Origin of the sequence: Streptomyces sp. NBC_01546, assembly GCF_045208355.1 — a bacterium.
In the GTDB taxonomy this organism is placed as follows: Bacteria; Actinomycetota; Actinomycetes; order Streptomycetales; family Streptomycetaceae; genus Streptomyces.
On sequence record NZ_CP109379.1, the window covers coordinates 106957 to 127350 of the forward strand.

Below are 20394 nucleotides of genomic sequence, written 5' to 3' on the forward strand. Positions count from 1 at the left end.
TCACAGTTCCCGGACGGTGAGCAGGGGCTCGGCCTGGTCGTAGCCGACGACCGGGCCGTCGCGGCAGAGCAACAGGGGTCCGAGCTGGCAGTGTCCGCAGTGGCCGGTGGCACAGCGCATGTTGCGTTCGAGGGAGACCCGGACGCGGTCGGGACGTACCCCTTGGTGGATCAGCGCGCGTGCGGTCGCGCGCATCATCACCTCGGGGCCGCAGACGAAGGCGACCGTGTCCGACGGTGTGAACCGGGCCTCGCGGAGCAGCGTGGTGACGACGCCGACCCGGCCGGTCCAGCCGCCGGAAGGCCGGTCGACCGTGACCGCGCCGAACGGCTTTCCCCAGGCGGGGAACTCGTCCCCGTACAGCAGATCGGCGGGGGTCCGGGCACCCGCGAGGACGTTCAGCCGCCCGAACGCCTGGGGCTCGGCCAGAACGGCGTCGACGAGGGGACGGAGCGGAGCGAGCCCGATGCCGCCGGCGATGACGAGCAGGTCGTTGCCGTGAGCGGCGGCCGGGTCCCAGGCGGTACCGAAGGGGCCGCGCACGCCGACCCACCCGCCGGTCCGCAGGGCGCACAGTGCGCGGGAGACGGCTCCGACGGCGCGGACCGTGTGCGTCAGCCGGTGACCATCTGCGAGCCGGGACACGGACACCGGGATCTCGCCGACACCGAACGCGTACACCATCGCGAACTGGCCCGGTGCGAAGGGGTTCAGGGCATCCCCGGCAGGCTCCAGTACGAGCGTGACCGTGTCGTGCGTCTCGTCGCGACGGTCCACCACGCGGTAGGAAAGGGGCGTGAGCGTCATGGTGTCGGCCCGCTCCCCTGCGGTCTCGGCGGTCCCGGCGGTCCCGGCGGTCCGTAGAGGTCGAGCATCCGGGTGCGGGTGGCTCGGAGCCGGTCGCCGATGGTCTCGGCGACGACGGTGACCAGCGACAGGCCCAGCGCCGTGTCCTCGGCGCACAGGTCATGGACCGCGGCGGCCTCGAACTCCCAGGCGCGGACGGGGTCCCTTGTCTCGGCCGCGAGGTGCCACTGGCGCGGCGGGCACAGCCATGACCAGCCGAGCAGGCTGCCCGCACCGATGGTCTCGACGACCACTCGCCCCCGACCGGGCATGTGGACATCGAGTGCGACCGTGCCCGAGCGGATGACCCAGAAGCGGTCGGCCTTCTCCCCTTCCTCGAAGATCCGCGTGCCGCCCGGAAGAGCGACTTCACGGGCGAGGGCCATCAGCTTCCCGCGGTGCTCCGCCGTCAGAGCGGTGAACACCCCCTCGCCGGGGAAACCAACCGGATGCGAGGTCACGGCGTGCTCTCCCGCTGCGTGGCCTCCTGGTGCAGGGCGTGGGCTTCCTCCGTGAGGTCGATGCCCGTGGGACACCACACGATGCACCGGCCACATCCGACACAACCCGAACTGTCGAACTGGTCGTGCCAGGTACCCAGCTTGTGGGTGAGCCACTGGCGGTAGCGGCTGCGCGGGGTGGCCCGGACCGGGCCGCCGTGGAGGAGCGAGAAGTCCAGGTCGTAGCAGGAGTCCCAGAGACGCCAGCGCTCGGCGTGATCCCCGGTCAGGTCGGTGACGTCCTCCGTGGTGGTACAGAAGCAGGTGGGGCAGACCATGGTGCAGTTGCCACAGCTCAGGCACCGGGCCGTGACGTCGTCCCAGCGCTCCGCTTCCAGGTTGTCCCGCATGAGCGTGCGCAGGTCCACCGGCGGCATGGAGCGGCCCATGCGTTCGGCGGCGGCGCTCACGGCCTGCGCCGCGGCCGCTCGGGTGGAGCCATCGGCGCTCCGGCGCGGCAGTTCCGCGAGGACCGCGGCTCCCTCCTCGCTCCCGCTCCGGCACAGGAAACGGTGACCGGCATCGTCCACGACCTCGGTGAGGGCGAGGTCGTACCCGGCGTCGACGGCCGGCCCGCTCCCCATCGAGACACAGAAGCACGTGGCACCCGGCTCGGTGCACTCGGCCGCGATCAGGAAGGCACCCGTCCGCCGGGAGAGGTAGGCGGGATCCCGGTACCGGCCTCCGCTCATCACACGGTCCAGGATCTGAATGGCACGCAGATCGCAGGGCCGCACACCGAGGAACGCGTACGAGACGTTCTCCTGCTTCTCCTCGCGGACGACCGGCGCACCGTCGGGGCCGCGGTCCGCGGACCACTGGCGGACGCGCTCCGGATGCAGGAACGACTTCCACGACTGGGGTCCCGCGCTGTGCGCGAACACGGCCCCGTCCTCGCGGCGGCGGAGCCGGTACTGCCCCGCCTCCAGCTCGACCCCCCACCCGTAGGGAAGCGCATCGGCGGAGTCGAGCTCGGCGAGGACGATCGCGCCGTCGCGCACGGTCGGGCCGATCACCGTGCGGCCGCGCGCCTTCAGGACCCGCACGAGCGCGGCCAGACCGTCGCGGTCGAGGACCGCCTCGGTCTGGTGGTCGAGGACGGCTCCGGCATCCGAAGCGTCGGTCATGGTCCACCTCTCGGTCTCCACGTGCCTAGATCCGGCAGCATGTCAGACCTGCGGGCTCCCGGGTTCGAACCTGGTCCGGCGAGTCCGCTCGCGGTGCTGGCGGACGTCTTGCTCGATGCGCAGGGCCAGAAGCGGCAGGGCGGCCGCCACCGCCGGGGTGAGCCCCGTGCCCAGCGAGCGGTCCGCCCCCTCGACCGCGTACACGACGAGGCGGCCGGGGCCGCGCCCGAGACTGTCGGCGAGCAGGAGGGCCTCGGCGAGCCCGAGCCCGTGCGTGCTCTGCCTGCCTGCGGCAGCCGGGTGCAGCATCTCGCCCGGGGCCACACACCACCGGTGTGTTCGCCCGGGCTGCGCCGCAGGTGGGAAGCAGGCGTCGACGACGAAGGTGAGGGCCTTGCCTTCCCAGAGGCTGATCAGCCGGCCGGGGTCTCCGTCACACTGTGCGAGCTCAGTACCGGACGGGAGAGGTCGCTGCGCTTTCCGCGCGCGCAGCAAAGCGATGGTGGCCCACCCCACCCCGTCATCGCGCCGGAACTCGTTGCCGATCCCGATGACCGCCGTGCCGGCGAGCGGCTTCATACGGACCCGCTTCCTTCTCCGGGCGTCTCCAGGCACAGCCTGCCCCACTCGCGGGATGACGTCCTGTGCCACGGGGCAAACGGCGCACGGCACCGCACCGAGTGATGTGCGGGGCCCGGCCTCCCACCAAGGTGCCCGCCCCCGTTACGGCCATCGGTGATCCGTTGCGTCGGTGGTCAGATGCTTGCATCCCGGGTTTGTCATCCTTCCCCGTTGGGGGTTCCCTCGGCCGTTACGGACTCCAGGTCTCGGCACACGCGGGGCAGTACGCTCACCGGTTCTGTGGGCGGAACCGACGTGGGCAGGATCCTTGCCGAAATCCGCAAGAGTGACGGGGTATCGGAGGTGGCCGATCGGCTCATCGCCGTATGAGGGCCCGCCCGCGCCCTGACGTCCAGATCATCGCTCTCCCTCTTGGCCCGGCTCGCCGTACCCGCCTCCTCCTGGGGTCTCCACCACGAGCACATCGCCGGTCCGGACCTCGACGGAGTCGCAGCCTGCCATCGGGACGGAGGTTCCGTCGACCCGCTCCACGTGGTTGACGCCCAGCCCGCCGGGGGCTCCGCCGGCCATGCCGTAAGGCGGGACTCTGCGGTGGCCGGAGAGGGTACTGACCGTCATCGGTTCGCGGAAGCGGATCTTGCGTACGGTGCCGTCACCGCCCCGCCAACGACCCTCGCCGCCGCTGCCGCTGCGTACGGAGAACTCCTCCAACAGCACCGGAAGGCGCCACTCGAGAACCTCGGGGTCGGTGAGCCTGGAGTTGGTCATGTGGGTTTGCACCGCGGATGCCCCGTCAAACCCCGGTCCTGCGCCGGAGCCGGAGGCGATGGTTTCGTAGTACTGGTGGCGTTCGTTGCCGAAGGTGAGGTTGTTCATCGTGCCGCTGCCCTCTGCCTGGGCACCCAGCGCGGCGTACAGGGCCCCGGTGATCGCCTGCGAGGTCTCGACGTTCCCTGCGACGATGGCCGCGGGGTAGACCGGCGCGAGCATCGATCCGGCCGGGACGATGATGCGCAGTGGCCTGAGACAGCCGTCGTTGAGCGGGATGTCCTCGGCCAGCAGCGTCCTGAAGACGTACAGGACTGCCGCGTTCACCACGGCTGTCGGCGCGTTGAAGTTCGTCTCCAGCTGTGGCGATGTACCGGTGAAGTCGATCGTTGCCGACCGCTGCTCGCGATCCACGGTGATGCGTACGGAGATGACCGCGCCGGAATCCATCTCGTAGCGGTACGCACCGTCGGCAAGGGAGACGAGCGCGCGGCGGACGGCCTCCTCGGCGTGGTCCTGGACGTGTCGCATATAGGCGCGCACCACGTCGAGGCCGAAGTGGTCGATCATCTTGCCGACCTCCTCGACGCCCTTGCGGTTGGCGGCGATCTGGGCCCGCAGGTCGGCGAGGTTGGTTGCCGGGTCTCGCGACGGGTAGGGCGCATCCGTCAGCAGTCGCAGCGTCTCGTCCTCCCGGAGCCTGCCGTTCTCGACGAGCAGCCAGTTGTCGAAGAGCACTCCTTCCTCGTCGATCTCGTGGCTGTTCGACGGCATGGATCCCGGTGTCAGGCCGCCGATCTCCGCGTGGTGACCACGTGAGGCGACGAAGAAGAGGATCTCCGCGCCAGGGGCCCCGTCCCTCTCGCCCCGCTCGTCGAAGACCGGAGTGACCACGGTGATGTCGGGCAGGTGAGTGCCGCCGTGGTACGGGTCGTTGACCGCGTAGGCGTCGCCGGGCCGCATCGCACCGCGGCGGCGGCGGATCACTTCGCTGACGGCGGTGCCCATCGAGCCCAGGTGCACCGGGATGTGCGGGGCGTTGGCAACGAGATTGCCATCCGGGTCGAAGAGCGCGCAGGAGAAGTCCAGTCGTTCCTTGATGTTGACTGACTGAGCCGTTGCCTCCAGACGGCCGCCCATCTGCTCGGCGATCGACACGAAGAGGCTGTTGAAGATCTCCAGCATGACGGGGTCCGCCCTGGTCTCGACCCCGGTCTGGGCAAGCCCGACCACGCGTTCGAGACGCAGATGCCCTGTGGTGGTCGCGGTTGCCTGCCAGCCGGGGTCGACAACGGTGGTGGCGTCGGCCTCGGCGATGACGGCCGGACCGGCCACGACGGCGCCCGATCCCAGACACTCCCGTCGCCGCAGGGGGACATCGCGCCAGGTTCCGCCAGTATGGAGCGGTACGGAGTCCGCTTCCTGCGCGCCGTCGTCAGCCGTTCCGGTCGGGGTAAGGCGGCCTAGATCGGGCTGCCGGGTCAGTCCCGTCGCCTCCACCGAGAGGGCGTCGACGATGACGGGGCGGTCCAGAAGGAACGAGTACGTCGCCCGGTGGTTCTGCTCGAATTCCGCTGTCATGGCAGTGGGGTCGGCCAGTGCCACCGTGACGGTCGTGTCGGTGCCGTCGTACCGCAACCGTGCCTGCCGCGACACCTGGATTCGGTCAGCGGGGACGTCCTCGTCGTGGAGCACGGCGCGGGCGGCGTCTTCCAGTTCGCGCGCCACAGCGAGGATCCGCTCCATGGTCGGCTCTTCGAGGGGCAGTTCCACCGACTGCTCGCGCAGGGTAGTGGTGTCGGCGAGTCCGATGCCGAGCGCGGAGAGTACTCCGGCCATGGGCGGTACGAGGACGGTGCGGATGCCGAGGGAGTCGGCGACGGCGCACGCGTGCTGGCCGCCGGCTCCGCCGAAGGAGGTCAGCGCGTACTCGGTGACGTCGTGGCCCCGCTGTACGGAGATCCTTTTGACGGCGGTCGCCATGTTGGCCACCGCCACCTGCAGATAGCCTTCGGCCACCTGCTCCGGCGAACGCCGGTCGCCGGTATGCGCCTGAATCTTCCCGGCGAGTTCGGTAAAGAGCCGTCGTACGACCTCGTGGTCCAGGGGCTGGTCGCCGTCGGGCCCGAAGACGCGCGGGAAGTGGGCCGGCTGCACGCGACCGAGCATCACGTTCGCGTCGGTGAGGGTCAGCGGGCCCCCCGCGCGATAGCAGGCGGGGCCGGGGGCCGCTCCGGCCGAGTCTGGTCCCACCCGGTAGCGGATGCCGTCGAAGTGCAGGACGGACCCGCCGCCGGCCGCGACGGTGTGGATGTCCAGCATCGGCGCCTGGATCCGGACTCCCGCCACGTGGGAGGTGGACACCCGCTCGTACCCGCCGGCGAAATGGGACACGTCGGTGGAAGTGCCGCCCATATCGAAACCGATGACCTTCTCGAAGCCCGCCAGCTGCGACATGCGCGCCATACCGACGATGCCGCCGGCCGGACCGGACAGGATCGCGTCCTTGCCCCGGAAGTGTCCCGCCTCGGCCAGACCGCCGTTGGACTGCATGAACATCAGCCGAACGCCGCGCAGCTCATCGGCCACCTGCTGTACGTAGCGGCGCAGGACGGGAGAGAGGTAGGCGTCGACCACAGCGGTGTCCGCGCGCGGAACCAGCTTCATCAGCGGACTGACCTCGCTGGACAACGAGATCTGAGGAAAGCCGATCCGCTCGGCCAGGGCGCCGATCGCCTGCTCGTGTGCGGGGTGGAGGCTGCTGTGCATGCAGACGACCGCCACGGCGCGAATCCCGTCGGCGTACGTGCTCCTCAACTCGGCTGCAAGGGCCTCCAGATCGGGCGGGGTCAGCACCGTGCCATCGGCGGTGACGCGTTCGGAGACCTCGACCACCCGTTCGTACAGGGCTTCGGGGAGGACGATCTCCCGCTCGAAGATCCGGGGGCGGTTCTGGTAGCCGATGCGCAGGGCGTCCCGGAAGCCGCGGGTGATCACCAGCGCGGTCGGCTCACCAGCACGCTCCAGCAGGGCATTGGTCGCCACCGTGGTGCCCATCCGCACCGCATTGATCGCACCGCCGGGAATCCCTTCCTGCTCGGAAAGGCCGAGCAGCGCGCGGATTCCCGCGACGGCCGCGTCGCGATAGCGGGCCGGATTATTTGAAAGGAGCTTGCGGGTCAGCAGTTCGCCGTCCGGGGAGCGGGCCACGATGTCGGTGAACGTGCCTCCTCGGTCGACCCAGAACTGCCATCCGAGACCGGTACTGGGGGCCATGTACCCAGCATTACCCGTGCGGCACGCTCAGTGACCATGCGACTCGCCCTGAGCGAGATCCATACTGAACGGGGAACGCGTTCGGAGGGTGGTGCAGCAGTGACGGCTCCCATGATCGTCGGCGTGTGCGGGGAGACCGCGCCCGGGGAGCGTCGCGTTGCCCTCGTGCCGGACGCCGTGGGCGCGGTGCAGGCGCTCGGGCTGGAAGTGCTGGTGGAATCGGGGGCCGGAGCAGCCTCCTGGCTGCCCGACCTCCTTTACCGGCAGTCGGGTGCGCGGGTCGCGACGCGCGACGAACTGCTCCATCGCGCGGACATCCTCGTGGGCGTACGACCGCCCGCCTTCCCGGCGGGGCACCGGTTTCGCCACGGACAGGTTCTGATCGCGCTCCTGGATCCCCTGCGCATTCCGTTCGACGTGCGGCGGTGGGCGGACGAGGGCGTGACCGCCATCGGGCTGGACCTGGCTCCCGACAGCTCGGTACTGGCCCGGCCCATGGACGCCGTCGCCTCCCAGGACCGGCTCGCCGGCTACAAGGCGGCGCTGCTGGCAGCCGACCGGTTCGGGCATCCCCTGTCGGGCACGGTTGTTCCTGCCGCTCCCCGGGCGGTACGGGCTTTGGTCCTCGGCTCCGATGCCGCCGCCCGGCAGGCTGCAGACATCCTCCGCCTGCTGGGGGCGACCGTAGCCGTCAGCGATCTTGTTCCGCCGTACGGTCCGACATTGTCCGGCCTGGTGGCCGGTGCCGACATCGTCATCACCACGGTCCGCCCCCGCCGGGGCCTACGGCCACCGGTGCTGGTGACGGCACGGGCCATGGCGGGCATGCGGCCAGGCTCCGTGATCATCGATACCGCCGTCGGACCGGACGGCGGAAACGTCGAAGGCGTTCTGCCGGAGTCCACGACGACCGTGGGCCCCGGCGTCACCCTGATCGGCGCCGGCCGACTCCCGGAGCGCATCCCCCAAGCGGCTTCCGCGGCATACTCGCACAACGTCACGGCACTACTCGGGCACCTCGTATGTGACGGTGAACTGCTGATCGACCCGGCCGACCCCGTCCAGACCGCAATGCTGGTCACCCACGGCAACGTGGTCCTACACAAGGGCGTGTGGCAATTGATCGTGGAGCAGACCGCTGTGGCCGGCCTGCCCTGACCCGCCGGCCGGCCTGCTCACCGCCCTGGTGCTGTCTCCTGTAGCAGGGCGATGTGACGGGCCACGGCAACGGCTCTCTGGGCGCACTCCTGGTAGCAGCGGCCGAGGACCGCCGCGTCGACGGCGTCACGGGTGGTGAGCAAGTCCCTGCTGGACAGCAGGACGCGACAGAGCTCCTGCTGGCGACGGTCGATGTCCTCCACCTGCCTGTCCATGACCGCATGAGGCGCGGACAGCTCAACGACATCAGCCACCCGTCCGACCAATGCAAGGCAGTCATCACCCATGTCACGTACGCGGAACCGCACTTCGTCGGGAAGAGGCTGCCTCGACCGGCGCGCCCACGCGATGTCACCGACCTGACGGATCAGCAGATCGATGCGCCCCGCGTCCTGGCCGACGTACATGTCCGTCACCAGGGATCGGAGGTCTGCCTCCTCGATCGTTCCGATGGAAGTATCTGCCGCGACCAGCTCGTCCGTCTCCTGCCGGAGCTCGCCCAGCGCTCCGCTCAGGGTGATCATCCCCTGCTCCAGCCCGGCCTCGGGCGTCGCCAGCAAGCCTGCCGCCTGGCCTACGGCGGCGTGAGCCAACCGAAGCACGTGCGCCACACGGCGGACAGCCTGCTCCGTCTGCTCCAGCGCTCTTTCACTCATGTCGAGCTCCCGCTCCTGCGGCCGGCCGAACCGTCGGCCGCGTCGGCCGCGGCATCCCGAGAACCGCAGCCGCGGCAGCTTTCGCAACCGCGCAAGCATGGCAGAGAACAGCCTGCCGGACGTCGGCACGCCACGCCTCACGACACCCTCACCAGGGCCGCTCGGCCAGCGCCGGGTGACCACAGCTCCCGTTGCCATCCAATCCCCTGCGTGCGCGTACCGGTGGACGGTCTCCGGTCCCGGCCGCTTCCACCTGGACCTGCCGGGTCTCTGCGAGCCCCTGCGCGCCGCATTCGGAGAAGGCTGCACTTCGTGCGGGTCTGATTGGGCCACCTGTGGGGCCGGTCGGCCCATGCCTGGCGAGGGACCTCTGAGCAAGACTGGAAACGCACTCGAACGGAGGCCGCCATGAGCACCCCTTCTCCCATCCGGATCACTGCCGCCCTCTCGGCGGAGCACCGTACACGGCTGATGAGCGTGGCCCACGAGGTGAACTTCGTGGAGGGAACTCGGATCTTCAGCGAAGGAGGCCCTGCAGACCGGTTCTGGATCGTGCGGACCGGCACCGTCACTCTCGACGTCAAGGTGCCCGGCACGAAACCTGCGGTGATCGAGAGCCTCGGTCCCGGTGAGCTGGTCGGCTGGTCCTGGCTGTTCCGCCCCTACACATGGCACTTCGGCGCCGAGGCGATGACACCTGTACGTACCCACGAGTTCGACGCCGCGGCCGTGCGGATGATGATGGACGCAGACCCGGCGTTCGGGTCCGCGATCGGCCACTGGGTGGGTCAGGTACTCGCCCACCGGCTTCTCTCCGCACGGATTCGCCTGCTCGACCTGTACGCCCCCCACGGGAGTGGCAGCACGCTGTGAGCCGCCACGGACCGAGAGCGGGATCCAAGGAGCCGGTAATGCACGCAACCCGTTAGGGCATCAGCGACGTGATTTCGCATACGGCCATCGCCGTGGGCCGCGAGGCCTCGTACAAGGACATAGTCGAGCTGATGGATCAGTGAAAGGTCAGCGCCCTGCCGGTGCTGGAGGGCGAAGGAGACGTCGTGGGCGTCGTCTCCGAGGCCGATCTTCTACCCAAGGCGGAGTTCCGGCGGGACAACCCGAGATCTCCGGAGCAACTGGCGGAGGCCCCCAAGCCGGAGCGGTGCTCGCCGAGGAGCTCATATCCAGCCCAACCGTCACCGTGCACCCGGACGCCACGATCGCCGAAGCCGCCCGCATCATGGCCAGGAAGGGCGTGAAGCGGCTGCCGGTGGTCAATGCCATCGGCCTGCTGCAGGGCCTTGTCAGCCGTAGTGACCTACTCACTCCGGCGCCCCACGAGCGGCTCTGGTCCGGCCCCGGTCGGGCTCAGCCACCTGATCCGGTGGCTGAGCAGCGATCATCAGGAGCTGCTCCTCACGTGAGATGCCCGTCGGACTTCTCACGGAGCCGCAGGCGTTGCTGCCTCCGCCGAGCCCACCGGCATGGCGAGTACGGCGGTACGTCCTCTACTGGTTCTTTTGACGTACCGGGCACGGTGGAGCTGGCCAACCGGCTGACCGCTTCGCGCCGCACCGTTTGACCTGTGCGGCTCAGCTGCCGAAGCCCTAAACGCGGGGCAGCCATCCGTCACCGAAGTCGGCGATGTCTCGTGCATGTTGCGCCCGTTGCTCGATCAGGAGGCGGAAGCCTGCCAGTGCGTATCGCTCCCCGGTGGCCGATCCCGGACCAGGAATCCCGGCAACCTGGGCCATCATCTGCTGCGGCTGGGGCTGCCAGCCGACAACAAGCACTCGCAGCCCCAGGCGCTCGGCGCGCCGGTGCAGCTCCAAGAGGTGCAGCAGTCCGTCGGCGTCCATGGACAGCAGGCCGTGCAGATCCACCATCAGATCCCGCTCGCAAACGGTGACGTCGTCCAAGGCCCGCTGGAGCAGCGCGCCCGCACTCTCGTCCAGTTTCCCGCTGATGCCGACCATGGCCGAACTGCCACGGTGCTGAACGTCGATGGTGATCAATGCACTCTCCTTCCACCGGCGGCCCCGCGCCTGCGGCCCCCATCCTGGCCCCGTGTCCCCCGAACGGACGCGAGGCTCGCTGAAGCTCTGTGCGCGTGATGGGTGGCCTGGCTCACCGCGCCGATCACTGACGGCGTCGAGTGCAGCGGGAGTGAGGGGCAGGCCGGGGCTGCGGCAGTGGAGAGACGCGCCGGGTACAGAGTGCCAGGACCATCGGCGCCCGAGTGTTTGGGGATTCGACGACCGCCCGGGGCGGAACCGGTCGTGCCTTGAGGGGGCACTGACCTTGCGGCGTACGCCCGCTGCCGGAGATCATCACCGCAATCGTCCTGATCCGCAGAGCCGGGCTGGTGCGCGGCGGACGGTATGCCGCGCCGACGGCAAGCCCGTCCGTAACGTGGCCTGTATGGCGCATGGAACTGGCGAATCGGACGGTACCGGGCAACCGGTTCCCCGGCCGCTGCCCGCGTCGGCCCGTCACCCGTTGTGGTGGCTGCTGTCGGCCGTATTCGTGACGGCTGCCGCGGTCGCCGCTGTGAACCGGCGCCACGACATCGCCTCGGCCCTCCGCCTGATGGGGGCGGTGCCGCCGGCGTGGCTGGTACTGGGCGCCCTGCTTGAGGTGCTGTCCCTGACGTGTATGGCGGCGATGCAATGGTGGCTGCTGAAGCTGGGTGGTGCCCGTCTGGGATTCGCCCTGATGGGTGCCATGGTCGCCGCAGCCAACGCAGTGGCTGGAGCACTCCCCGGTGGTGCGGCATTCGCCGCTGCATGGCTGTTCGGGCAGTTGCGGCGCCGAAACGTACCGCTGGTGCTCGCAGGGTCCGTCCTCGCGGTCTCCGGCCTGCTGTCCTCTCTCGCCCTGTTCTTCTTGCTGGTGGTCGGTGTCCTTACCGGCAGCGGGCCGGGGCCCGCCGCCGGTCTGCGCTCCGCCGTGCTCTGGCTGACAGTGGCCCTCGTGCTCGCCGCCACCGCGGTAGTCACCCTGTCACGGTTTCCTTCCTTGCGGCGCCGCGCATGGCGTCTGTGGCGAAGGATCGGAGTCCGCACCCCCCGCATGTGGGACATCGAGGAAGGGCTGTCCCGCCTCGTCCGACAGGTTCGAGTAAGTAGGCCCGGCGTGCGCCCATGGCTGGCGCCGTTCGCCCTGGCCGTCTCGAACTGGATTCTGGATGTGGCCTGCCTCATCGCCTGCGCATGGGGACTGGGGATCGCGCCGCCCTGGCCGGGCACACTGATCGCCTACACCCTCACTCAGATGACGGGGGCCCTGCGGCTCACACCCGGCAGCCTCGGAGTCATCGAAACCAGCCTCGCCGCGCTCCTGGTCCTCTACGGACTCCCCGCGGATCAGGCCATCGCGCTCACACTCCTGTACCGGATCGCGAGTTACTGGGTGCTGCAGCCGATCGGCTGGGTGAGCTGGCTTGTCCTCACCATCGCCTCGCGTCATGGGGCGGTCACTCTACGAAGACGGCCGAAGGCGTGAGAAGCCGTGCCCGGGCAGCGCCTCACCGCTGCAGGGCGAGAATGGAAGAACAGGTACTTCACCTGCCGTCGTCAACCGCGACGTGGTCTGCGAGACGGCCGCCGGGTCCTGCTAAGGCTGCCACGCGGCCGTGGCTTCCCAAACGAGTTGAGACCGGGGACCGGGCGGCTGTCCCGGTCTGGTGTGAACGTGCCAGTGAGTCGATCTGAGTCTCGAGAGGCGGTGGGGATGATGAAGACCCCGGCTCCCCTTGTCGTAGGCGTCGACGGTTCCGATTCCAGTCTCACCGCGACGGACTGGGCAGCGGACGCGGCAGTACGACTCGCGCTCCCCCTGCGCATCGTTTACGCCTCGTTCTGGGAGCGGTACGAGGGAGCCGTACCAGCCTGGAGCCTGGACCGTCCCTCCGGACAGATCCTCGCCGAGAACATCGTGGGGGTCTGCACCGAGCGCGTCCGGCGACGCACACCCGGCCTGCAGGTCACGACGGACATCACGGCCGAGGACGCGGCGAGCGCTCTGCTGCGCGAGGGACGCACGGCAGACGCCGTCGTCGTCGGCTCGCGCGGACGTGGGGAACTCGCCGACCTTCTGCTCGGATCCGTGGCCCTGGTCGTGGCCGCCAGGTCCTCCGGCCCAGTCGTCGTCGTGCGCGGGGACCGGCACGCCCTGGAAGCACGCCACGGGCGCGTACTGCTCGGCATAGGCCCCTACGACGTCGACTCTCCAGCCGTACGGTTCGCCTTCCGCGAGGCCGCCGCACGGGACGCGGAACTCGATGTCGTCTGCACCTGGCGACGCTCACCACACGAACCGGTCGACCACATGGTCCTGCCCGGCGACGCCACCCGCGACCACGAGGAGCGGGCGAAAACGCTCCTCGACAAAGCCGTGGAAACCGCGGCCCGGGAACATCCACAGGTACGGCTCCGCCGCACCGCACTCGAAGGCAACGCACGCAAGGTGCTCACGGAGCGGGCCGCCGCAGCAGACCTCTTGATCGTCGGCGCACGGCGGCCAGGCAGCCTGATCGGCATGGAACTGGGGAGGGTCGCCCACCGAGCCCTGCATCATGCCCTCTGCCCCGTCGCAGTCGTCCCACAGCACCACGGCGCACCGGCTCAGGCAGCACCATGACCTAAGGGATGACCATTACGGCACACCCTCCTGCGCCGCCGCAGGGCCATGCGGTCCCAACGAAGCGGATCCGGGAAGCCACCCGCCGCTCCGCGTGGAACCCGCTGCTGCTCAAGGCATATCTCTGGGGCCGCCGCCGCTGTGTGGGCGCCCCTTGGCGGGGGCCGTCATCAGCCAGGACACGGTGCGACTGATGTCCGAGGACGCGACGATGCCGACCAGGCTGCCGCTCTCGTCGACGACGAGGGCACGCTGCCCTCCCCCCGCCAGCATCTGCGGCAGCACTTCAGCCAACTGGTCGTCCGGGCCGACGACGGTGACGTCCGACCGCGGGACCATCACCTCCCGAACCCTCGTCACCTCGCGTCGCCTCTCGGCCACCCGCCCTGCCGAGGAAAGCGTCAACAGCCCCACCAGGGAGCGTCCGTCATCACCGATGACCGGGAAAGCCGAGTGGTGGTAGCGGTAGCGGGGATCTGCCAGGAGCGCCGCAATGGTCAACCCGGCGGGAACGGTGACCGGGGAGGGCGTCATGGCATGCCGCACCGGTACACCCGCCAGCACCGCCCGCAACTGTGCCTGCTGCCCCTCCGCGGTCGCGGCGGCGATCAGGAACCAGGCGATCATGACGAGCCACAGCCCGCCGACCACGTCACCGCGCGCGAACAGCAGCAGACCGAACAGGAGGAGGAACCAGCCGAACCCGCGCCCCGCCGCTGCCGCACCGGCCGTGGCCCGTGCCCGGTCTCCCGTCCTCCACCAGAGGAAGGCGCGCAGCAGTCGGCCTCCGTCCAATGGAGAGGCCGGCACAGAGTTGAACAAAGCCAGCAAGAGATTGATCACCGCGAGCCACATCAGCGCCTCGCTCGCCAGCCCGGGCCCGGCAGCAGTGTCGACCAGCCACCCGGCCAGCGCGAAGCCCACCCCCAGAGCCAGGCTCACGAGGGGTCCGACGCCGGCGATCCGCAGTTCGGCTGCGGGCGTGGATGCCTCCGACCTGAGCCTGGCCACGCCGCCCAGTAGCCACAGCACGATGTCGTCCACTGCCACCTTGTTGCGCCGGGCCACCACGGCGTGGGCCAGTTCGTGGGCGAGCAGAGACGCGAAGAAGAGCGAGGCGGCCAACAGCCCCACCAGCCAGTACACCCACCAGGAGCGCCCCGGGTAAGCATCCGGCAACCGTCCCTCGGCCAGCCCGAGTGCGATGAGCATGAAGATGACCAGGATGCTCCAGTGCACACCGACCCGGACTCCCGCGATCCAGCCCAGTACGAATGTCGGCTTCACGGTTCCTCCAGCGTCGCGCCCCCGCAGATCGTTCTCGACCTCGCCAGTCGACAGGCCGTGCCACGCCCCCGGGGCCTGCGAGGTGAGATCTCTCGCCCGGATTGCGTATCGGGGGCCATCACAAGCCGGTGATCCGGCAAGGCCTCGTCGCCGTTGACACCGGCGAAGCCGAGTCCCACGCTCCCCTCGCAGCCCACTCACCAGGCTAGACACCGGCCCGTCTCCTCACAGGGGCCGACTGGTCCCGCTCCTGTCCCCATTGGTCCTAGGCACGGAATGCTCGGCAACTGGCTGCACTCTGCACGGAAGCCTGGCCCGGTGGTCTCGGCCGCATTCACCGGCTGGCAACGACGCGGTGCGGATCAGCCGACCAGTTCGCGGACCCGGATGGTGTCCACGGACCGATCTCGTGGTGAGGCGCCCCGGCCGTACAGGCGGTGGCCCGACGGGCTTCTCGCGTGCGGGCAGCAGACCGCTCGGTCCATCGGCGTGACGCGGGCACCATCCGGATGCGGACTTCGTGCACCGGTACGACCCTGAAGTCAGGGGTTCTGTTGCGTGCCCGCCAGCACGTGATGCGCAGGTTGTCGGGGCTCCTGAGCTCGAACCCCGCACCACCGCGGCCTGGCCTGCCACCGAAACCGTCTGGTTCCGACCCGGCCCTCCGGCCGGTGTCTCTGCGGACGCTTGACGGATCGGGGCCGTGAAAGGAGACGCGGTATGTTCTTCTCCAATCGAACGGCCGCTGGCAGACAACTGGCCGGTGAGCTGGCCCGGCTCGGGCTGGTCGAGCCGGTGGTACTCGGGCTCCCCCGCGGCGGAGTACCCGTGGCCGCAGAGGTCGCACGCGTCCTGGGCGCACCGCTGGACGTGATCGTGGTCCGCAAACTCGGTGTGCCCTTCCAACCCGAGGTGGCCTTCGGCGCCATCGGCGAGGGCGGCGTACGGCTGATCAACGGAGCGACGGTCCGTGCAGCCGGCCTCGGAGAACGGGACTGCGCCAGGGTCGAGGAAGCCGAACGGGCGGAGCTGGAACGGCGACAGGCACGCTACCGCCGGGGAGGGGAACGGATCCCGCTCACCGGACGGACGGTGGTCGTCGTGGACGACGGCATCGCCACCGGATCGACCGCGTCCGTGGCGTGCGAGGTTGCGCGGGAGCACGAGGCTGAGCAGGTGATCCTCGCCGTTCCCGTGGCGGCTCCCCAGGCACTGGAACAGCTTCGACGCGAGGCGGACGAGGTGGTGTGCCTGTCGGTGCCCCGTCATTTCTCCGCGGTCGGCCAGTGGTACGAGGACTTCTCGCAGGTGGGAGACGAGGAGGTCGCCGCGCTGTTGGCCGAGGCGGCGCGGGCACGCCCGCCAGCACCGGCACAGGCTTCAGATCGGGTCGCGCCACAGACTGGTGAAGTGGTGGTGGACGCGGGAGGCACGGCGCTGCCCGGGCTGTTGACCGTGCCCAAGGACGCCGAGGGCGTCGTCGTCTTCGCGCACGGCAGCGGCAGCAGTCGCCTCAGTCCCCGAAACCGCCACGTGGCCGAGGTCCTGAACCGTGCGGGGCTGGCGACGCTGCTCTTCGATCTCCTCACCCCGGCCGAGGCACGTGACCGGGCGAAGGTCTTCGACGTACCGCTCCTCGCCCTCCGCTTGACTCAGGCCACGGGATGGATCCGGGCGCGGCTTGCCCTGCGCATCTGCTACTTCGGCGCCAGCACGGGCGCCGCGGCCGCGCTCATGGCCGCCGCCGAACCGCGATCGGACATCGCCGCGATCGTCTCGCGGGGCGGACGCCCCGACCTGGCGGTCTCCCGGCTCGCGGCCGTACGTGCTCCGACCCTGCTGATCGTCGGCGGAGCCGACGATCAGGTATTGGACCTCAACCGTCAGGCCGCGGCGCACCTGCGCTGCGAGCACCAGATGGGGGTGGTTCCTGGTGCGACCCACCTCTTCGAGGAACCCGGCGCGCTGGACGCCGTGGCCGACGCCGCGCTGGACTGGTTCGTCCGCCATCTCCCCCACCTCGGCGTCGTTCCCCACAGGTCCGACGAACACCGAGAGACGTGATGGCCGCGCGCGCTGCCGAAGCCGGATGTCCCAGCCTGCCTCATCTGTCCCGCTGCCCTGACCCCTCTGTTCGCGCGCGCCGCCCGCGCCGTCGAAGGCATCGTGGACGTGCGTGTGGAAATCACAGGAGCTGCGTGGGCCGCCCACTGACGGACTCACCGCGGCAGGCCCGGAGGCGTTCCACGACGCTGACGCCGATTCCGCGCCCTTCGGGGTGGTCACAACCCTTGGTCCTCGTCGTCCTGCTTGCCATGGCGCGGAATGAGTTCCACGGGGCAGTGTGAGTGGTGCAGGAGGCTGTGCGTCGCCCAGCCCAGGGTGGGCCCGAAGTATCCGGGGGTGCGCCGTCCGCCCATCACCAACAGGTCCGCGTGGCGTGACGCCTCCACCATCACCCTTGCGACGGACGAACTCTTCTCAGTGTCGACGTGCACGCTCAGGGCCGGGAACTCGTCACGGATCCGGTGGGCCACTGACGTCACCCTTCGTACGTGCACCTGCACTCCCTCGTCCGCATCGTCGAGCACGGTCACGCTCTCCGCCACGGACTCCAGCACATTCCAGACGTGCAACAACCGCAGTGACGACCGGCGCAGCTCCGCCTCACTCGCCGCGTACCTCGCGCACTCCACATCATGTTCGTCACGGATGGCGGCCAGCACGACCCCTGCTTCGGCGGTGTTCTCGTCCCCCCGGACCACGACCACGGGCGCCTTGGCGCCCGCGGCGACCTTCAGGCCGACCGAACCCAGCATCAGTGACTCGAAGCCGCCGAGGCCGCGGCTACCGACCACGATGGTGTCGGAGTCCGCAGCCGCAGCGTGCAGGCCGGCGACCGGCTCGTGGGGACTGAGTTCGGTCGACACGTGCAGCCCCGGATGGCGTTCGGCGACCTTGGCGGCGGTCTCCTCGAGCAGGTCCCGGCCCGCCCGACGTATCCACTCGATGGCGTACATAGATGCATACAGCATCCGGCTGTCGGTGTCCGCGCCGTGCACGAGGTGCAAGGTGCCATCCCGCCACACGGCCTCCGCTGCGGCCCAGAACACCGCCCGCTCCGCAGGCCGGGATCCATCCACCCCCGCCACCACAGTGCCGAGCTCAGGACCATGCGTCATACCGACTGCCATGAATCCTCCTCACCGAAAGCCAAGGAGGGGTCATCCATCACACGCTCCGAAACCTGATGACGAACGAGGCCGCCTTGGTAGATCCGGTCAGCTCCTTCAAGAATGTCGCGAAGCCACGCGTCGCGCACGGCATCACCGAGCTCCCTGTGGACGAGCACGAGCGAGCGGCGGTGTCGATCGGAAGCCGACCGGCTCGCCCGCCAGGCCGACCTCGCCTTGCCTGCTCCCCCACCAGCGCCGATCGGTCTTATATGGGCCCTCTCGGCCCTTCTCCAGCGTGAGCCGTCGGGGGACTCTGGAGGCAGTAGCGCACCATGCCAGGGAGATGTTCCTCATGACCAACCAGGTGACCGTCGGCCTCGACGGCTCCGGCGCCAGCACCGCCGCCGCCCACTGGGCCGCGCACGAGGCCGAACTCAGGAACACGGCACTGGAGCTCGTCCACGCCACGGAATGGCTCGAGCAGCCGCCCCTCCTTCTGGCGAGCACCGAGATACGCGGCCAGTGGGCCGAGAACCTGCTGCGCGAGACGTCCAACGAGCTACGGCGCCTGCACCCGCTCCTGGACATCACCACCCGAGAGGTCGCCGGACCGCCCTCCGAGGCCCTCGCAGCCGCTGCGCGCTCCTCGACGATGCTCGTCATCGGCTCACGTGGGCTCGGCAGCATCGCCGGGTTCATCGTCGGTTCGGTCGGCTCGGCCACCATCGCCGCGACCGAACATCCTGTGGTGCTGGTCCGCTCCTCCGGCAACGCCGTGGCCCCCGCCGACGGACTGCGCACGCACGGAGCCGTCGTGGCCGGCGTGGACACCCGTCAGCTCTGCGACAAGCTCCTCGCCTTCGCCTTCGAAGAGGCAGCCCACCGCCGGGCCGCCCTCCACGTGCTGCACGGCTGGACTCCACCGCCGATCCTGAGCTACGCGCCCGCCCTCGACCCCGTTCTCCTACAGGAGATGGCCCACGGCATCACCGCCACACTGCAAGAGATGCTCAGGCCATGGCGCGACAAGTTCCCGTCAGTCGAGGCCGAAGTGCGGGCGCCCATCGGTCACGCCGCGATCCAGCTCGTCGAGGCCGCCTCCGACGCGGCTCTCGTCGTCGTCGGCCGCCGGATCCGCAGCTCCACCCTCGGCCCCCACATCGGACCGATCACCCACGCCGTACTGCATCACTCCACCGCACCGGTCGCCGTCGTGGCCCACGACTAACCGGCTCCGCAGGAAGCACCGTCCCGCGCCCGCACCACCCCGGCAACGCTGCCGCGACTGCCCTCGCCGCCCGGTACGGGCGGCCGTGTGCCGCGCTTCATTGGCTGACCACAACGTGGCCGCCGACTTCCGCGACAGACTGATGACGGGCTGCTGCCTCGCAGGAGAGCTCACCCGGAACTGTCCGCGGCAGCCGAGGAGTCCAGGTCCGCCCCCTTGACATGACGCTCTTCTGCCGGGAGACGCGCCGGACTCGCCCTCCAGATATCTAACTACCGTCAGTAGGGTCAGCATTCGTCCGACGAGACCTGACCGCAGCCGGATCCACGCGAGGCTCGCCCCATCGACTGCACGAACCCGGTCGACTACACGACCGAATGCACGGCGGAATGTGGCAACGGGTCACGGCCGGCCGCTTGTGCATTGGCAGCTCGCGTACTTGTGGCCAGAAGGGCCCAGGGCTCTGAGAATGTCGATGTGCGCCGGCGCAAGACCGCGACCGTGTACCGCCTTCGTTGACCGGGAGAGAAGTATGACCATCAAGGACATCGGGCCGGAACCTCAAAGCTTCGACCTGGAGAAGGCGACGCTCGAGAACACGAACTATCGCGCCGTCGCCTGGTCCGGGAAGTACCTTCAGCTGACCCTCATGTCGATCCCGGTGGGTGAGGACATCGGCTTGGAAGCGCACCCGGAGACTGACCAATTTCTACGACTCGACGCAGGCCGGGGACGCGTCCAGATGGGCAGCGCGAAGGATCGACTCGACTTCGACCAGGGGGTCGAGGATGGTTGGGCCATCTTCGTACCCGCCGGTACTTGGCACAACATCACCAACATCGGCGACGAGACCCTCCGGCTCTACGCCGTATACGCACCGGTCCACCACGCGTCGGGCAGGATCCATGCAACAGCCGCCGACGCGGAGCGCGACGAGGACTCAGGCGGCGACGAGCCCGCAAGCTGGTCGGCCCAGCCTGACCAACAGCCATCGGACAAGCACGCCTGACCAGCAAGGGCGTATCGCGAAAGTAGTTCCTGGCCCCGAGGCGAGCCGGGAAAATCACGATCTTGACTTCCGCCCGTACACCCATCTGGCCGCTGTTGACCGCTTCGAAGGGCACGGTTGGGGCACGTCTTCACGTGTCCGCT

General features: G+C 69.5%; 16 protein-coding genes and 1 pseudogene. 8 read left to right on the plus strand and 9 right to left on the minus strand.

From position 1 onward, the window contains the following. The 5 genes from OHA89_RS00505 to OHA89_RS00525 form a co-directional block, all read right to left on the minus strand. Entirely contained in the window at positions 1-807 is an 807-nt protein-coding gene (locus tag OHA89_RS00505) for an FAD/NAD(P)-binding protein (RefSeq protein ID WP_266616596.1), read from the minus strand. Next, positions 804-1307: a cyclic nucleotide-binding domain-containing protein gene (locus OHA89_RS00510; protein ID WP_266616597.1), complete on the minus strand. Its 504-nt coding sequence runs from the start codon at positions 1305-1307 to the stop codon at positions 804-806. The genes OHA89_RS00505 and OHA89_RS00510 overlap by 4 nt, the downstream gene beginning before the upstream one ends. Next, the gene (locus OHA89_RS00515) at positions 1304-2473 is read right to left on the minus strand and encodes a 4Fe-4S dicluster domain-containing protein (protein WP_406364855.1); all 1170 of its coding nucleotides are present in this window, start codon (positions 2471-2473) and stop codon (positions 1304-1306) included. Before OHA89_RS00515 ends, OHA89_RS00510 begins: the two co-directional genes overlap by 4 nt. A gap of 42 nt (positions 2474-2515) precedes the next feature. Continuing rightward, complete coding sequence (locus tag OHA89_RS00520; protein WP_266616599.1) at positions 2516-3052, minus strand: hydrogenase maturation protease; 537 nt, start codon at positions 3050-3052, stop codon at positions 2516-2518. Positions 3053-3451: 399 nt separating this feature from the next. Then, on the minus strand, positions 3452-7099 hold the full coding sequence (locus tag OHA89_RS00525) for a hydantoinase B/oxoprolinase family protein (protein ID WP_266616600.1): 3648 nt from the start codon (positions 7097-7099) through the stop codon (positions 3452-3454). Between the two features lie 99 nt (positions 7100-7198). Here OHA89_RS00525 and OHA89_RS00530 point away from each other — a divergent pair, with 99 nt between their 5' ends. Beyond that, complete coding sequence (locus tag OHA89_RS00530; protein WP_266616601.1) at positions 7199-8257, plus strand: NAD(P) transhydrogenase subunit alpha; 1059 nt, start codon at positions 7199-7201, stop codon at positions 8255-8257. A gap of 17 nt (positions 8258-8274) precedes the next feature. On the opposite strand, the gene OHA89_RS00535 is transcribed toward OHA89_RS00530, so the two are convergent. Continuing rightward, positions 8275-8913, minus strand: a complete 639-nt coding sequence (locus OHA89_RS00535) for a hypothetical protein (protein ID WP_266616603.1) — start codon at positions 8911-8913, stop codon at positions 8275-8277. A 408-nt stretch (positions 8914-9321) separates the two neighbouring features. Here OHA89_RS00535 and OHA89_RS00540 point away from each other — a divergent pair, with 408 nt between their 5' ends. Next, positions 9322-9786, plus strand: a complete 465-nt coding sequence (locus OHA89_RS00540) for a cyclic nucleotide-binding domain-containing protein (RefSeq protein WP_266616605.1) — start codon at positions 9322-9324, stop codon at positions 9784-9786. A gap of 71 nt (positions 9787-9857) precedes the next feature. Continuing rightward, positions 9858-10234: pseudogene (locus tag OHA89_RS00545) on the plus strand (CBS domain-containing protein); the annotation flags it as partial. Between the two features lie 283 nt (positions 10235-10517). Here the strand turns inward: OHA89_RS00545 and OHA89_RS00550 are convergent. Next, positions 10518-10925, minus strand: a complete 408-nt coding sequence (locus tag OHA89_RS00550) for an STAS domain-containing protein (protein ID WP_266616606.1) — start codon at positions 10923-10925, stop codon at positions 10518-10520. A 406-nt stretch (positions 10926-11331) separates the two neighbouring features. Between OHA89_RS00550 and OHA89_RS00555 the strand changes: the two genes are divergently transcribed. After that, on the plus strand, positions 11332-12414 hold the full coding sequence (locus OHA89_RS00555) for a YbhN family protein (protein ID WP_406364856.1): 1083 nt from the start codon (positions 11332-11334) through the stop codon (positions 12412-12414). A 228-nt stretch (positions 12415-12642) separates the two neighbouring features. Further along, on the plus strand, positions 12643-13551 hold the full coding sequence (locus OHA89_RS00560; protein ID WP_266616608.1) for a universal stress protein: 909 nt from the start codon (positions 12643-12645) through the stop codon (positions 13549-13551). Positions 13552-13662: 111 nt separating this feature from the next. Here the strand turns inward: OHA89_RS00560 and OHA89_RS00565 are convergent, their stop codons facing one another. Then, a complete protein-coding gene (locus OHA89_RS00565; RefSeq protein ID WP_406364857.1) occupies positions 13663-14790 on the minus strand; it encodes a site-2 protease family protein in 1128 nt (375 codons plus the stop codon). Positions 14791-15558: 768 nt separating this feature from the next. Here OHA89_RS00565 and OHA89_RS00570 point away from each other — a divergent pair. Beyond that, positions 15559-16902, plus strand: a complete 1344-nt coding sequence (locus OHA89_RS00570) for a phosphoribosyltransferase family protein (protein ID WP_406364858.1) — start codon at positions 15559-15561, stop codon at positions 16900-16902. Positions 16903-17120: 218 nt separating this feature from the next. Here the strand turns inward: OHA89_RS00570 and OHA89_RS00575 are convergent, their stop codons facing one another. Further along, positions 17121-18032: a universal stress protein gene (locus OHA89_RS00575; RefSeq protein WP_323186131.1), complete on the minus strand. Its 912-nt coding sequence runs from the start codon at positions 18030-18032 to the stop codon at positions 17121-17123. Positions 18033-18366: 334 nt separating this feature from the next. On the opposite strand from OHA89_RS00575, the gene OHA89_RS00580 reads away from it, so the two are divergent. Next, complete coding sequence (locus tag OHA89_RS00580) at positions 18367-19242, plus strand: universal stress protein (protein ID WP_266616612.1); 876 nt, start codon at positions 18367-18369, stop codon at positions 19240-19242. 532 nt (positions 19243-19774) lie between these two features. Continuing rightward, on the plus strand, positions 19775-20251 hold the full coding sequence (locus OHA89_RS00585; RefSeq protein WP_266616619.1) for a cupin domain-containing protein: 477 nt from the start codon (positions 19775-19777) through the stop codon (positions 20249-20251). Positions 20252-20394 lie beyond the last annotated feature (143 nt).

Bases quoted from the DNA above. Each gene is read 5' to 3' on its own strand.
- OHA89_RS00505 (WP_266616596.1), bottom strand. From the start codon at position 807: ATGACGCTCACGCCCCTTTCCTACCGCGTGGTGGACCGTCGCGACGAG.
- OHA89_RS00515 (WP_406364855.1), bottom strand. From the start codon at position 2,473: ATGACCGACGCTTCGGATGCCGGAGCCGTCCTCGACCACCAGACCGAG.
- OHA89_RS00520 (WP_266616599.1), bottom strand. From the start codon at position 3,052: ATGAAGCCGCTCGCCGGCACGGCGGTCATCGGGATCGGCAACGAGTTC.
- OHA89_RS00525 (WP_266616600.1), bottom strand. From the start codon at position 7,099: ATGGCCCCCAGTACCGGTCTCGGATGGCAGTTCTGGGTCGACCGAGGA.
- OHA89_RS00535 (WP_266616603.1), bottom strand. From the start codon at position 8,913: ATGAGTGAAAGAGCGCTGGAGCAGACGGAGCAGGCTGTCCGCCGTGTG.
- OHA89_RS00540 (WP_266616605.1), top strand. From the start codon at position 9,322: ATGAGCACCCCTTCTCCCATCCGGATCACTGCCGCCCTCTCGGCGGAG.
- OHA89_RS00555 (WP_406364856.1), top strand. From the start codon at position 11,332: ATGGCGCATGGAACTGGCGAATCGGACGGTACCGGGCAACCGGTTCCC.
- OHA89_RS00560 (WP_266616608.1), top strand. From the start codon at position 12,643: ATGATGAAGACCCCGGCTCCCCTTGTCGTAGGCGTCGACGGTTCCGAT.
- OHA89_RS00570 (WP_406364858.1), top strand. From the start codon at position 15,559: ATGTTCTTCTCCAATCGAACGGCCGCTGGCAGACAACTGGCCGGTGAG.
- OHA89_RS00575 (WP_323186131.1), bottom strand. From the start codon at position 18,032: ATGGCAGTCGGTATGACGCATGGTCCTGAGCTCGGCACTGTGGTGGCG.
- OHA89_RS00580 (WP_266616612.1), top strand. From the start codon at position 18,367: ATGACCAACCAGGTGACCGTCGGCCTCGACGGCTCCGGCGCCAGCACC.
- OHA89_RS00585 (WP_266616619.1), top strand. From the start codon at position 19,775: ATGACCATCAAGGACATCGGGCCGGAACCTCAAAGCTTCGACCTGGAG.